Source organism: Brevundimonas sp. AVps31 (assembly GCF_058681355.1).
Map to the genome: position 1 here is coordinate 214534 of NZ_CM178736.1, position 11892 is coordinate 226425.

An 11892-nucleotide genomic window follows, 5' to 3' on the forward strand; every position below is an offset into this window, starting at 1 on the left:
TCCCTCACTGCCTCACCCCCCGGATCATGTCGTTGAAGTCCTTGAAGCCGCGATCCGGCCAAGTCTCGAAGAACGGGATGCCGCGTTCATCGCAGCGCTGGCGCAGGCGATCGACCTTCTTCGTCACCCCGTCCCGCACCTTCCGGTCGGGATCCCGGTCACGCAGCACGATGACCTTGCCGGCGCACTCGGGCGGCTCGATCTCGGCGAAGTTCCGGCTGGAGCCGACGGCGTATGTCCGCCAATCCGGGTTCAGCAGCGCCCCGGTCCACGCGTCCTCGACCCCTTCGGCATAACAAACCTCGTCCACCACGCCCCTGTCGAAGGCCATCCGCGGCGCCAGGCCGGACTTGCCCCGGCTGATCGGGATCGCGGCGCCCAGCCAGCCGCGCGGCCAGATTTTCTTGGTCGCATGGCCCTTAGCCTTTGCCGCCTTCAGCTGGTCGGACCCGTCGGGCTCCAGGAAGACGCGGTGCACCGCCGCCACCGTCCCATCGTCCAGCAGCAGGCCGGACACCAGGCAGGGGACGATAAGGCCCGTCTCGACGTGCTTCAGGCCCGGATGCGACCGGCACGCCCACGGCATGCGCGGCGCCAGCTCCAGCGGGATGCGCCGGCACTCCCTCAGATAGGTCCAGCCGGGCAGGCCTGGCGCCAGCTCCAGTGCGCCCAGCATCATGGCCTTGGCGCTGCGCCGGTCCTTTTCCTGCCGATCGTCGGCCAGGCGCTGGGCCTTGGCCGTGGTCGCCTCCATTTCGCGGCGCGCCGCGTCCAGCTTGCGGCTGTGCGCCGGGTCCATATGGGTGTGATCACCGACGCCCAGGAACCGCTTGGCCCACGTCAGGGCCTCGGCCTTGGCCGTCCGGTCCACCCGGCCGAAATGGATATAGGCCACCAGGTCCAGCGCATCGCCGAAGTCGCCGGTGGCGTATTCGTCCCAACGCCCCTGCCGGTCGCCGTGCAGCATGATGACGAAGCTGCCCGGGTTCCGGTCATTGCGCGTCGGATTACGCGGGATCAGGGCGCCGTTGATCTTGGCGCCGTCCAGCCCCAGCGAGAGGCAGACGCTTTCGATCCGCCCGGCCAGCATCGTGCTGATCTCGCGCACGGTGATCTCGGCTGGGCGCGGCGCATAGTTGGTGCCGGTCAATAGCCCGCCCTCCCGTTGATCAGGCGCACCAGACGGCGCGCCCGCTGACGGCACAGGGTCAGGGTGTCGCCAAGGTTCCGGGGCGTGCAGGACACCACCAGCACGTGGGCGCCGCCCTCGCGGTCCCAGACCTTCAGCTTCATGTGGACGCCGCCCATCTCGATCGCGGTCGCCAGCCCCCACGGGCTGATCTCCTGACGCATGACGTCGATCTGCAGGCGCTGCGGTTTGGTCAGGTGCAGGGTCACGTCACCGCCTCCCCGCCGTCGTCGTCTTCCCGCTCGGCCTCGGCCGCATCCAGCGCGTCCAGCCAGTCGATCGCCGACTGCGCGACGTACTCCAGCCAGGCGCGAAGCCCGGCGTCCCGGCAGGGGGGGGTAGCGGGGTCATGCCTCACCTCCCGCCAGCTGGCCCAGGAACCGGCGCTCGGCCGCCCACAGGCCGTCGTCGGCCGACTTGGCGCGACGCAGGCGGCCGCGCTCCATCACGGTCTCGCCTTCGTCCTGGTCGTCGCCGTCGCGTGATCGCAAATACCGTTCGGCCGCCTTCTCGACGGCCTGCCGGGTCAGGCCCAGAACCCCGGCCACCACACGCGCGCCGACCTTCCCCACCACCACGGCCAGACTGGCCGCATAGGACCGGGCCGCCTGCTCAGGGGTCGGGGCTCCACCCGCGCCGCCGACCGGTGCGCGCAGCACCTGATCCACGGTCAACCCCCGCTCAGTCGCGGCGAACCGCGCGGCCGCGACGACCACGCCCAGGTCCAGCACGTCCATGGTCACGACGCCGGGGCGGCCGTCGGTCTGGGTCCAGACCTCGACCGCGCGGGCTTTCGGATCGACGCTGATCGCGAACCGCGCCCGGGCGCGCTCCATCCACTGCCGATCGCGTTCGGCCTTGATCCAGTCGGCCAGGTCCGGTCGCACGGCCTCGGGCTCGACGCCGGCCGCCTTGGCCACCTCGAACAGACGCGCCCGCGGCGCACGGCGCCATCCGCCCAGGCTCTGGGGACGGACGCCGACCTTGCGCGCCAGAGGGCGCACCCCGCCCGCGCTCTGGATCGCCAGCCTCAGGCCGGCGTCTCTCTCGATTGCCCCCGACATGGTGTCAGCCCCCAATGTCCCGACGCCGGACCCAGCCCAGCTCTTCGGACGGGACCTCGGGCACAGGCATGGCCATGGCCTGCGGCTCCGGGGTCCGGGGCGTCAGCAGCGCCCGCACCATGGCGGACTTGGCGGTCAGCGCGTCCGCCAGCTGCGCCCGCAGCAGCGCATCGGCGTGGCCGAACGCCGTGCAATCCCAGCGGAACGACATCAGCAGCGCATACTGGCCGACGCCCTTGTACGGCGGCGTCACCGTCGTCAGCCGCCCGGCCGCATTGGCCAGGTCATCCGCGACGTGCGGCATGGTCAGACGCGCGGCCTGGTCAGCATGGGCGCACAGGCCCAGCCATTTCTCGGCGGTCAGGGACACGACGGTCATGCCGCAACCTGCGAGAACGCCGTGCTGTCCGGCCAAAGCACGGCCACATCGACCTCGATCCCGTCAGCCTGGGCTCCGCGAATGACGGCCGGCAGATGCTCAGGCGGAACCGGCGCGGCCGCTGGTCGGCGGCTCAGCCATTTGTAAACAGCGCTCTCGCTGCGCCCCGTCCAGTAAGCGATCTTCGTCGTGCCGATCCGGAGCACTTCCGCCTGAGCGGGGCTGTATTTGCCCTCGTCGGACATTTGACATAACCTCCAGACACAATGTCTGGACGCATGGCTCAAGTGATTTGCGAAACGCGTCAAGGACGCCGTTTGGACAATTCGTCCAAAGGTGTCGGCATGACCGTGGACAATCGCAAACGCGCTGAGCCGGCGACGCCCGAGCTGAAAGCCCTCTTCGATCGCATCTATGGTGCGGGCCGCTCCAATGCTGATCTCGGCCGCCTTCTCGGCGTTGACGGATCGCAGGTGACACGGATCATCACCGGCCGCCGGCAAATCCAGCGCCATGAATGGCGCAAGATCGAAGACTGGCTGGGCGGCTCGCTGCAGGACATCGAGCAGGCCGACGTCGCGATCATGCCCGGCCTTGTTCCGCTCTATGGCTGGGCGGGCGCGTCAAGCGACGAACGGCTGACCTTCGCTGAGCAGACACTGATCGGCGCGGTGCCCCGACACCCCAACCAGGCCAACGTCCGCGGAGCCTTCGCCCTCCGGGTTTCCGACGAAAGCATGGTGCCGCGCTATGAGCCCGGCGAGATCGTTTACGTGGCCCCGAACCAGTGGCCGGCGCGCGAGCAGGACTGTGTCCTGGTGACGGGCGAAGGCTTCGGCTACCTGAAGCGCTTCATCCGCCGGGCGGACGGCGCGGTCACTGTTCACCAACTGAACCCGGACAAGGATCTACAGTTCAAGCTCGACCAGGTTGCGGCGATGCACGCCGTCGTCGGCCGCGGCTAATAGGTCGGCAGCTGCGTCAGACGCACCAGCGCAAAAAGCATCGCGACGATGGCCGCTGAGTCGAGGGTCACGAACACCTTCAGGTGCTTTCGCCACCAGCTGAAGCGGTAGCGCTTGATCGCGAACCCGACCGCCAGCACCAGGTTCGCCGCCATCAATGTCGCGATCCAGACAGCCATGCCGGACTGTCTCATAACGCCTTGACGGCGTGTATAGACACAACGTCTTGACATATTGTCCGAACGCTCTCTTGATCCGCCTTAACAGCGGAAGGAGCGGCCATGGCCGATACGCACATTCACCTAAGCGACAGCGACCTCGACCAGTGGAGGTCGGACGTCCTGTTCGGCGCAACGCCCGGCGACATCGACGCTAACGAGGCCGCAATCGACAGCCTGATTGACTGGCAGCCTGAGCCCGCGACCCGCGCCAGCTTCCCGGTTTTCCTGATCTTCAGCGGCATGGGCGTGGCCTACTTCGCCTGGCGCATCATCGCCTCGCTGGGCGCGTCGGCATGAGCAGCCCTGCCGCGAGCAGCATCCCCAGCATGACCGCGTCAGAGATCGACGACGCCCTGCGGGACGCCACCCTGCCTGGCTCGCGCGCTTTCGCGCACCGCACCCCCACGGGAACCCTGATCGCCCTCTGTAGCCCCGACTTCGACCCGGTCCGCAAGACCGGTCGCATGGTCGGCGCCACAGGCCGCGACGTCCCCGACGCCTTCACCCGCGCACTCGAACGGGCGCGCGGCTCTGTCGACCGCCCTCAACCCAAGGAGAAACTACATTGACCAAAGCCAACAAGGCGGCTCCGCGCCGCATCGACCCCTCCGACCGCGACGGTGACAATAAGCCCGGCGGCTCCCTGCCAGGCAACGAGACTGCGCCGATGCTGGAGCCGGGCCTGTCGGCCATCTTCTTCGCTCTACGCGACGCCGGGATCGAGACGGACAGCGACAAGCCGGATGCCATTCTGCCCGGCGACGTCGCCGCCATGACGCCCGAGCAGCTGGAGCAGGCAAAGGCTTGGGCTTTCGCCGTGGTCGAGGCCCGGGCGGCGGGCGACAACGAACCCGACGCCCCCGACTTCCTCGCCAAGTTTGCTCGCGCGGAGCTGGCCACCGACACCGGCAGCGGCAAAAGCGAGGTGCCCGAACTCCTTCAGAAGATCATGGCGAACGAGGAGCGGATCGAGCCGATCGTCTGGGCTCGCGACGACGCCGCCATTTTCCTCAAGCTCGGCGAAAAGTGGATCGACATCGACCCGAGCCATCCCGAGGCGCTGACCGAAGCCGTCGTCGCCACCTGGACGGATGAACAGGCCCGCGCGGCCGAGGCTTGGGCTGACGCCATGAATGCGTCCGACGGGACCACGGACGAAAGCGGCGAATGGCTGCGCGCCGACGGCTCGCTGATCGAAACGCCGGATCACCTCGACCCCTACCTGTTCGCGACGATCCAACCGCCCGCCGACACCGCTGCGCCAACGTCCTCGGCCGAGGAGATCGCTGCGGGCCTGCCGACGACGGGCCGAACCTTCGCGATCGCCGCTCGCCTCTATGCTCAGGAGGGTTCCCCCGATGAACTGATGGCTGAGGTCGAGCGGCGCGCCACCTCAATCTGGGGACCCTCGGGTTACCGGGTCGAGACACGCCTTGGCGATCTGGTGATCGCACGGGCCAAGACGCCCGATGGCGACGCCCCGCCGTCCACCGACCCCTTGATCGTCTCGGCGGGTGACGAGGACGTGGCCCCCTCAACCCTGATCGAGGCGGCTCAGGAACTGGCGATCGATTACTGGGGTACGGCTGAATACGACGTCGTCTTCAGCGATCCCTGCGCCGTGGCCCGACTTCACCCCGGCGCTGAGCCATGGCCCGATGCCGACCCGACCTTCACCGCCGAAGAGATCGCCGCTGGCCAGACCGAAGTCGTGGAACAGGAAGGCGAGGTCACGGGCACGGCCGCCGACACCGCGACCGTCATCGACAACACCGATCCGCTGACCACGGTCCAGACGGACACCGCCCCGATCGCCGTTCGCCTGCGCGAGCTGAACGTCCTGATCAGCAGCCGCCGCCTCTACAAGAGCCCCGAGGGCTACAGCGCCATCTACGCGCCGCCCTTTATCGAGACGGCCACCGTCGAAAGCTGGATCAAGGCGGGCTTGGCCGAGGACATTCCGACCGGCGGCAACTGCGGCGCCGTGCGGGTCACGGCCGAGGCCCGCTCGCTCGCCACGCGCCTGCGCAACCAGCTGGCGGAGGCGGCGTGATGATCAGCAGGGTGGATCAGGCGCACAGTCGGGGGATCGGCGTCGGCATGGCCATGGCCGCCGCTCTAGTCGCCGAATGGGACGATGTGCGCGCGTCCGAAATCCTCCACGCGGCTGGCCTGACGACGTTCGACAGTCTGCGGGAGGGCGGCGTGGACGAGTACGACATCAAGAAGCTGCGCCACGTCCTGCGGAATATCTCCCAGCGCCGCCGCAACCTCTCCCGTTCGCGCGGCTTCGCGGCCATCGACGCTCTGGCCGCCTGATGCTCCCCCCTGACGTCCTCGACCTGCGCGGCGTCGCCGCCCGGCTGGGCGTCAGCTACGCCATGCTGCAAAGCAGCTGGCGCACCCTTCCCGGCTTCCCGCCCCCCTTCATCGGGGCCGGGAAGGGTCAGCGCCCGCGATGGGCGCTGCAAGCCATCATCGACTTCAAGGCGGGACGCCGCTGGAGCGCGTCAGACGCCGCCCCGGTCGCCCCCTCTCACCAGTTCCCGGTCGCGAACGACGCCGTCCGCGCCCCCGTTTCCGACCCCGTAGCGGCCCTGCTGGCCGCCGCGGGCGGCTGATCCTCTTCAACCCCAAGGAGCCACCATGTCCCTCGTCCCTGACGATGCCCCGCACTCTGTCGCCGCCTTCCTGCGCAAGTTCGAGAAGATGCTGAAGCCTGGCCAGCCATCCTTCGCCCTGATCGTCATGGACGAGGACGGCCAGCCCTATCGCTACACCCACGCCAACCGCACCGGCCTGACCGTCGCCGGCAGCGACCTCCTTTGCGCCGCGATCGAACTGGAGAAACAAGATCCCTGCGCCTGCCCGGGCTGCGATGCCTGGACGGCCAAGGCCCGCCTCGGGCTCACCGCCATGGGCGCCAAGCTCGCGCCGGTGAACTGACCATGGCGCCGCGCAAGGACAAGCGGTGGAAGGACACTGCTGAAACCACGATCGACCCGGGCAACAAGTCCCAGGCGCTCACTCGCGAGACCGCTCCGGAGCGGCTGGCTCTGAAGCGGTTCAGCTGGGACCACGCCACGGCGGCAGGTGACGCCGCCCGATCGGGCCGTTAACACTTCGCCATGACCCGCAAACCCGCCGCCCCGAACAACCTGCGCAACGGCCTGAAATGGCGTGACGGCCGCCCGCGTTGGGAGCCGTCGCCGGCGAACCGCGCCTGCGGCTTCTCCGGCCTCGACCTGCGCGACGCCGAGGGCCGCTGGATGGACCGGGGGGCGGCGACGACGGCGGCCGACGCCCGGACGCTCTGGGCCACCTTCGTGCGCGAGGGCATGCGCGACACAGACGCAGGCGGCAAGGCCCGGTCCCAGCTGCGCCAGGCGCTCGACCTTCTCCCGCCGATGCCGACTGATCCCGAGGCACGCCGGCGGCGCGAGCTGGTGTCGGACCTGATCGAACGCGGGCGCGCCGTGCTTGAAGATCGCGAGCCCGGCGTCACCGCTGCACTCGCGCGCGGTCCCCGCAGCGTGGCGGCCATGGTCGAGGCCTACTTCAACGATCGCGCCCAGCTGACCGGCCTGTCGATCAACAGCCAGGACACCTATCGCCGCCAGTCGAAAAAGCTGGTCGCACGGTTCGGCGAGCGCCGCGCCGACGAGCTGACCCGCGCCCAGATGCGCCAGTGGTATCTCGACCTGAAGGGCGAAACCTCGGTCAGCACGGCCAACCTCGCGCTCGCCGTCGCCGGCGCCATCTTCACCTGGGCGACCTGGCAGGAACCGGCTTGGCTCACGGCCAACCCTTGCTCCAAAATCGGGCGCGAGGGCACGCCGGGCCGCCTCGTCTTCTACACGCCGGAGGAGGAGCTGGCCTTCGTGCCATGGTGCGACGCCAACGGGTTCGCCGATGTGGGCGACGTCTTCACCTTCGGCGTCTGGACCGGCTCGCGTCAGGTGGACGTGTGCGGCATCGACATGCCGGACGTGGAAGGCCGCAAGAGCTGGCGCTTCACGCCCGAGAAGACCAAGCGGAAGGACCAGATCGCCCTGCCCGGCCTACTGCCCGTGGTTCAGGCGCGGATCGCGCGCCGCCGGGCTGAGCTGGACGCCTCGCCGGTCCGCCATCTGAACGCCGAAGCCTTCCTTGTGGACCCGGTCACCGGCCAGCGGCACACCTCCAAGACCATCGGGGCCCGCTTCCGGGACGCCCGCACCGATTTTGCCGCTTCAGGGCTCGCTGGAGCCGGCATCAGCAGCAAGATGCTCAAGGACACCCGCAAGACCTGCGTCACCCGTCTGTGGGCCGCTGGCGTCGATCTGGAGCGCATCGCCACGTGGGGCGGCTGGTCATTCGAGAGCGTCGGCGAGATCATCCGCAAACACTACCTGTCCCTGCTGGACGACGGCGCGGCCGACACAGCCGAGAAGCTGGAAACCTGGGCGAAGACACAGGGCCTGGCCCTTTCCGCCTGAGAACAAACCCGCACCGAAGTCGGACGTCCGACTTTCCCGAAGTCGGAAACAGCGTCTGAAGTCGGACGCCACCTCCGCCGTCATTGGGTTCTAGCCCAGCTCAGTAACAAACAGTGGCAACACGAAGTTATGGCCGCGCCGGGCAGGTCGAACCGCCCGGGGCCTGCAGATCGATGCAACGGCCATCCAGTCCGGCCGGCGTCTGGACCCCCGCAATGGGCGCCAGCGTCGGGGCGATGTCGATGGTGCGGATGGGCAGGAAGCGCTCCTGCCCCTGTGCGCCGGGCCACCAGAAGATGATCGGCACCCGGCGATCAAAGTCCCAGGGCGTCCCGTGGTTGGCGATGGTTCCGCCGACCCGCCCGCCCGCGACGACATTCTCGGCCAGGGCCATGATGATGTCGGGCGAACGGCCCGCCACCGTCGACAGCCGCATGCGCTGGCGCACGGTCATCAGGTCCGGTGTCAGATCGGCGGGCGGCAGCGGCTCGGCCAGCAGGACATCCCGGTCCTCGGCGAACGCCACATCCGGGTTGGCCCGCAGCAACGGCACGGCGGCGGCGACGACGCGGGCGCGCACGGCCTCGGGCAGCCCCTTCTGGTCCTTGTCGCCGACCACCAGCCCACTGCCGCCGGACGACAGCGGGCCATCGGCCAGACCGAACTGGCCCTTCAACGTCTCATTGATCGCGGCCAGACGGCGCGCATCAAAGCGACGCGCTTGCGGATAGCCCCGCACGGCCAGCCGTTCGACGAAGTCCGAGCCGCCGTGGTCAGCGGTCAGGACCACGATGCTGTCACGGGGCAGGCGCTGCAGGAACTGGCCCAGGGCCGCGTCCAGCCGGTACATCTGCTCGCACATCTCCGGCCCCTGGGTGCCGAAGGCGTGGCCGATGCGGTCCGTGCCCGACAGGCTGACGCCCAGCATGTCGACCACGCCCCGGCGCCCGAGCTGCTGCGTCTCCAGAAGATCGGCCGCAGCCTCCAGCGTCAGCTCGTCCAGCAGCGGCGAGGTATCGAGCTTGAAGCCCTCCGGCGGCAGATCGGAGTGCAAGGTCCGGCCGTTGATCGTCCAGTCGCCGGTCAGGCGGCGGCAACCCTCGTGGGTGTAGGTCCACGACGGCGGCGTCGCGCGCAGTCGCGCCGCGATCCGGGCGTTCAGCGCCGCCACCGGGGCCAGTCGGCCTTGCGGCGTCTGGCCGGGCTCGACATAGGTCGTGAACCCGAAGCCGTCGGTGTACCAGAAGGCCCCGTCGCCGCGATGGCCGTTCAGGTTGATCGCCCCGCGATCCTTGCCCGAAACGGCGTAGACCCGGCTCTGCGGACTGGCGGTCTTCAGCCAGTCAGCCAGGGTCGTGGCCTGAAGCTGTTCCGGACCGACCACGCCGTTGTCGGTGGTGTCGTCGCCGTGGGCCAGGTGGTTTTGCGGGGCGAACAGGCAATAGACCTCCTTGCCGGTCGCCGGATCGATCCAGTCATTGGCCGGAATGCCCGTGCGCGCGGGGTTTACGCCCGACAGCACGGTCGAGTGTCCGGGGCAGGTTTCCGTGACGCCGTGCTGCTGGAAGCCATTGGCGTGGACCCGGCCCTCCCGGGCCAGGGTCGCCAGACCGCCCGTGAAGTCGTCCCGGTGCTGGTTGAACAGATTGGCGCTGAACTGGTCGATGACGATGGTCACCACCAGCGTCGGGCGGGTGGTCAATTCCGTGACCGGGGCCGCGACCGGCGCGGCCTGCGCCCCACCCTTCGGCAGCCAGTTCTGAACGGTGCTGCACCCCCCGAGCGCCAGCAGGGCGGCGGCGGCGGCGAAGGTCGTACGGACTCGGATCACGAAAGCATCTCCTGCAGTCGCAGTCGCCTAACGCTCCAGCGCGACAGCTCTGCGACAGGCGCGGACTGCTACGCCCCGACGCCGGAGAAAACCACCCTCAGATCGCCCGCCACGCCGCAACGAAAGCACGAGCCCGATCACCGACCTCGGCCGCCGTCATGCCCGGCTTGAAAAGCGCACCGCCGATCCCGAACCCCGATGCTCCCGCCGCATGCCAGGTCGTCAGCGTCTCCGGCGTGACACCGCCGACGGCGTACAGCCGCTGGCTGGCCGGCAGCACTGCGCGCAGCGCCTTCAGCCCCGCCGGACCGGCGATCTCGGACGGGAACAGTTTCAGGACCTGGGCCCCGGCCTTCAGGGCGGCGAAGGCCTCGGTGGCGGTGAAGACGCCGGGCATGGACAGGGCGCCGACGGTCACCGTCTGGCGGATGACATCGGCGTCGGCGTTGGGCGAAATGATGATCTGGCCACCCGCCGCCACGACCTCGCGTACGGCCTCCGGGGTCAGGACCGTGCCCGCCCCGACCATAGCCCGGTCCCCCAGCGCATGGCGCAACAGACGGATGCTCTCCAGCGGCCGCGGCGAGTTCAGGGGCACTTCCAGACAGGTGAAGCCGGCAGCCAGCAAGGCCTCGCCGACCTCGACCGCCTCTTCGGGCTCCAGACCGCGCAGAATCGCCACCAGCGGCAGGGCGTCCAGCTGATCCAGAAGAACCGTCGTCATCGCATCGCCTCCCAGGCCCGCCACAGCCCGACGGCGGTCGCCGCCTCTGCGTCGGCCACCACAACATCCTCAACCCCGGAGATCGCCAAAGCCACGCGATAGCGCTCCGCCAGCGCCGGCGCGCCGAGCACGGCGATCCGTCCGGTCAGTCCGTCCCTGGCCTCGCCCGCGATCTCGGCGCCGATCAGAACGCCCGACAGATAGTCGCGCATCCCGCTCGCCGATACTCGACCCGCCAGCATTCCCACCCGACCGGAGAACAGGCTTTGGCCGAGGGGGCCGTCTTCCAGACCGATGCGAACGCCCGCCTCGAACGCCTCGGCGTCGGTCCCGGCGGCTCCTCCCAGGAACGACGGGCTGAGGCTCAGGGCGGCGAAGACCTCGCCGGTCATATGGGTGCGAAAGTCCACGATCCGCCCGCCGTCCAGTCGGGCCCACTTGCTATGGGTGCCCGGGGCGACGACGTGGTCGAAGCCGTCAGCGAGACCCAGAAGTTGGGTCTCTTCTCCGCGCATGACGTCGTCCAGACAGCCGTCACGCCAGACGGCCACGCCCGGCAGGATGCGCACTTCCGGCGCATCGACGGGATGAACGGCACAGGCGGCGATATCGGCGACGCTCGCCGGGCAGGGCGCATAAGGGGCTTCCAGCCACCGACCGCGCGCCCCGGCCATCCCGCACACCACCACCGGCAGGTCCTCCGCCAACCAGTCCGCGGCGACCTCGGTCAGGACGTCGGCGAACTGCCCGGACGTCAGCGTGGTCGCGCCGCGAGGGTCCGCACGGCGGTCGAGCACCCGCCCACCCTCGCCCATGCGGAAGACCCGCAGATTGCTGGACCCCCAGTCCCCGCCGATCAGAACAGTCGCGTCGCTCATGGGAACGGGAGTAGCGAAAAAGGAACGGCGCGGCGATGACCGCCGCGCCGATAAAGGTCACGACCCGGCATTCTAGGGAGACCGCCGGGTCGCCACGATCGGCTGAAGGAATGGTCGAAGGGTTGGGCCAGACGACAGTTCAGCAGCGATCGCGTTTTCACCA

General features: G+C 69.2%; 19 protein-coding genes. 9 read left to right on the forward strand and 10 right to left on the reverse strand.

All coding sequences use genetic code 11. From position 1 onward, the window contains the following. Positions 1-4 precede the first annotated feature (4 nt). From ACW174_RS00905 to ACW174_RS00930, 6 genes are read right to left on the reverse strand one after another with little or no spacing between them, the layout of a single operon-like run. Complete coding sequence (locus tag ACW174_RS00905; protein WP_492015821.1) at positions 5-1150, reverse strand: DUF7146 domain-containing protein; 1146 nt, start codon at positions 1148-1150, stop codon at positions 5-7. Then, positions 1147-1398, reverse strand: coding sequence for a hypothetical protein (locus ACW174_RS00910; RefSeq protein WP_492015822.1), 252 nt, complete (start codon positions 1396-1398; stop codon positions 1147-1149). The genes ACW174_RS00905 and ACW174_RS00910 overlap by 4 nt, the downstream gene beginning before the upstream one ends. Next, on the reverse strand, positions 1395-1547 hold the full coding sequence (locus tag ACW174_RS00915; protein WP_492015823.1) for a hypothetical protein: 153 nt from the start codon (positions 1545-1547) through the stop codon (positions 1395-1397). Before ACW174_RS00915 ends, ACW174_RS00910 begins: the two co-directional genes overlap by 4 nt. Next, positions 1537-2253, reverse strand: coding sequence for a hypothetical protein (locus tag ACW174_RS00920; RefSeq protein WP_492015824.1), 717 nt, complete (start codon positions 2251-2253; stop codon positions 1537-1539). The genes ACW174_RS00915 and ACW174_RS00920 overlap by 11 nt, the downstream gene beginning before the upstream one ends. A gap of 4 nt (positions 2254-2257) precedes the next feature. Continuing rightward, positions 2258-2632 carry a hypothetical protein gene (locus ACW174_RS00925; RefSeq protein ID WP_492015825.1) on the reverse strand — a complete coding sequence of 125 codons (375 nt, stop codon included), beginning with the start codon at positions 2630-2632 and terminating at the stop codon, positions 2258-2260. Beyond that, a complete protein-coding gene (locus tag ACW174_RS00930) occupies positions 2629-2877 on the reverse strand; it encodes a hypothetical protein (protein WP_492015826.1) in 249 nt (82 codons plus the stop codon). The genes ACW174_RS00925 and ACW174_RS00930 overlap by 4 nt, the downstream gene beginning before the upstream one ends. A gap of 99 nt (positions 2878-2976) precedes the next feature. Here ACW174_RS00930 and ACW174_RS00935 point away from each other — a divergent pair, with 99 nt between their 5' ends. After that, a complete protein-coding gene (locus ACW174_RS00935) occupies positions 2977-3597 on the forward strand; it encodes a LexA family transcriptional regulator (RefSeq protein WP_492015827.1) in 621 nt (206 codons plus the stop codon). Here ACW174_RS00935 and ACW174_RS00940 read toward each other — a convergent pair. Further along, entirely contained in the window at positions 3594-3776 is a 183-nt protein-coding gene (locus ACW174_RS00940; protein WP_492015828.1) for a hypothetical protein, read from the reverse strand. The two genes, ACW174_RS00935 and ACW174_RS00940, sit on opposite strands and share 4 nt — an antisense overlap. A 102-nt stretch (positions 3777-3878) precedes the next feature. Here ACW174_RS00940 and ACW174_RS00945 point away from each other — a divergent pair, with 102 nt between their 5' ends. The 8 genes from ACW174_RS00945 to ACW174_RS00980 are packed head-to-tail and all read left to right on the forward strand — an operon-like array spanning position 3879 to position 8296. Then, on the forward strand, positions 3879-4115 hold the full coding sequence (locus tag ACW174_RS00945) for a hypothetical protein (protein WP_492015829.1): 237 nt from the start codon (positions 3879-3881) through the stop codon (positions 4113-4115). Continuing rightward, positions 4112-4387, forward strand: coding sequence for a hypothetical protein (locus tag ACW174_RS00950; RefSeq protein WP_492015830.1), 276 nt, complete (start codon positions 4112-4114; stop codon positions 4385-4387). The genes ACW174_RS00945 and ACW174_RS00950 overlap by 4 nt, the downstream gene beginning before the upstream one ends. Further along, complete coding sequence (locus ACW174_RS00955; protein WP_492015831.1) at positions 4384-5871, forward strand: hypothetical protein; 1488 nt, start codon at positions 4384-4386, stop codon at positions 5869-5871. The genes ACW174_RS00950 and ACW174_RS00955 overlap by 4 nt, the downstream gene beginning before the upstream one ends. Next, complete coding sequence (locus ACW174_RS00960) at positions 5871-6137, forward strand: hypothetical protein (RefSeq protein ID WP_492015832.1); 267 nt, start codon at positions 5871-5873, stop codon at positions 6135-6137. The genes ACW174_RS00955 and ACW174_RS00960 overlap by 1 nt, the downstream gene beginning before the upstream one ends. Further along, complete coding sequence (locus tag ACW174_RS00965; RefSeq protein ID WP_492015833.1) at positions 6137-6439, forward strand: hypothetical protein; 303 nt, start codon at positions 6137-6139, stop codon at positions 6437-6439. The genes ACW174_RS00960 and ACW174_RS00965 overlap by 1 nt, the downstream gene beginning before the upstream one ends. Before the next feature lie 25 nt (positions 6440-6464). Then, positions 6465-6764, forward strand: a complete 300-nt coding sequence (locus ACW174_RS00970) for a hypothetical protein (RefSeq protein WP_492015834.1) — start codon at positions 6465-6467, stop codon at positions 6762-6764. Positions 6765-6766: 2 nt separating this feature from the next. Further along, a complete protein-coding gene (locus ACW174_RS00975) occupies positions 6767-6937 on the forward strand; it encodes a hypothetical protein (protein WP_492015835.1) in 171 nt (56 codons plus the stop codon). 9 nt (positions 6938-6946) lie between these two features. Then, positions 6947-8296 carry a tyrosine-type recombinase/integrase gene (locus tag ACW174_RS00980; protein WP_492015836.1) on the forward strand — a complete coding sequence of 450 codons (1350 nt, stop codon included), beginning with the start codon at positions 6947-6949 and terminating at the stop codon, positions 8294-8296. 127 nt (positions 8297-8423) lie between these two features. Here ACW174_RS00980 and ACW174_RS00985 read toward each other — a convergent pair whose 3' ends face one another. The 3 genes from ACW174_RS00985 to ACW174_RS00995 all read right to left on the reverse strand — a co-directional run bounded on the left by ACW174_RS00985 (position 8424) and on the right by ACW174_RS00995 (position 11729). Next, complete coding sequence (locus tag ACW174_RS00985) at positions 8424-10127, reverse strand: alkaline phosphatase family protein (RefSeq protein ID WP_492015837.1); 1704 nt, start codon at positions 10125-10127, stop codon at positions 8424-8426. 97 nt (positions 10128-10224) lie between these two features. Beyond that, positions 10225-10851 carry a 2-dehydro-3-deoxy-6-phosphogalactonate aldolase gene (locus ACW174_RS00990; RefSeq protein ID WP_492015838.1) on the reverse strand — a complete coding sequence of 209 codons (627 nt, stop codon included), beginning with the start codon at positions 10849-10851 and terminating at the stop codon, positions 10225-10227. Then, positions 10848-11729: a 2-dehydro-3-deoxygalactonokinase gene (locus tag ACW174_RS00995; protein ID WP_492015839.1), complete on the reverse strand. Its 882-nt coding sequence runs from the start codon at positions 11727-11729 to the stop codon at positions 10848-10850. Before ACW174_RS00995 ends, ACW174_RS00990 begins: the two co-directional genes overlap by 4 nt. Positions 11730-11892: the final 163 nt, after the last annotated feature.

Excerpts from the sequence above, each read along its gene's own strand:
- ACW174_RS00950 (WP_492015830.1), top strand. The coding sequence starts at position 4,112 with ATGAGCAGCCCTGCCGCGAGCAGCATCCCCAGCATGACCGCGTCAGAG.
- ACW174_RS00945 (WP_492015829.1), top strand. The coding sequence starts at position 3,879 with ATGGCCGATACGCACATTCACCTAAGCGACAGCGACCTCGACCAGTGG.
- ACW174_RS00975 (WP_492015835.1), top strand. The coding sequence starts at position 6,767 with ATGGCGCCGCGCAAGGACAAGCGGTGGAAGGACACTGCTGAAACCACG.
- ACW174_RS00990 (WP_492015838.1), bottom strand. The coding sequence starts at position 10,851 with ATGACGACGGTTCTTCTGGATCAGCTGGACGCCCTGCCGCTGGTGGCG.
- ACW174_RS00970 (WP_492015834.1), top strand. The coding sequence starts at position 6,465 with ATGTCCCTCGTCCCTGACGATGCCCCGCACTCTGTCGCCGCCTTCCTG.
- ACW174_RS00920 (WP_492015824.1), bottom strand. The coding sequence starts at position 2,253 with ATGTCGGGGGCAATCGAGAGAGACGCCGGCCTGAGGCTGGCGATCCAG.
- ACW174_RS00960 (WP_492015832.1), top strand. The coding sequence starts at position 5,871 with ATGATCAGCAGGGTGGATCAGGCGCACAGTCGGGGGATCGGCGTCGGC.
- ACW174_RS00930 (WP_492015826.1), bottom strand. The coding sequence starts at position 2,877 with ATGTCCGACGAGGGCAAATACAGCCCCGCTCAGGCGGAAGTGCTCCGG.
- ACW174_RS00935 (WP_492015827.1), top strand. The coding sequence starts at position 2,977 with ATGACCGTGGACAATCGCAAACGCGCTGAGCCGGCGACGCCCGAGCTG.
- ACW174_RS00940 (WP_492015828.1), bottom strand. The coding sequence starts at position 3,776 with ATGGCTGTCTGGATCGCGACATTGATGGCGGCGAACCTGGTGCTGGCG.
- ACW174_RS00965 (WP_492015833.1), top strand. The coding sequence starts at position 6,137 with ATGCTCCCCCCTGACGTCCTCGACCTGCGCGGCGTCGCCGCCCGGCTG.
- ACW174_RS00980 (WP_492015836.1), top strand. The coding sequence starts at position 6,947 with ATGACCCGCAAACCCGCCGCCCCGAACAACCTGCGCAACGGCCTGAAA.
- ACW174_RS00925 (WP_492015825.1), bottom strand. The coding sequence starts at position 2,632 with ATGACCGTCGTGTCCCTGACCGCCGAGAAATGGCTGGGCCTGTGCGCC.
- ACW174_RS00995 (WP_492015839.1), bottom strand. The coding sequence starts at position 11,729 with ATGAGCGACGCGACTGTTCTGATCGGCGGGGACTGGGGGTCCAGCAAT.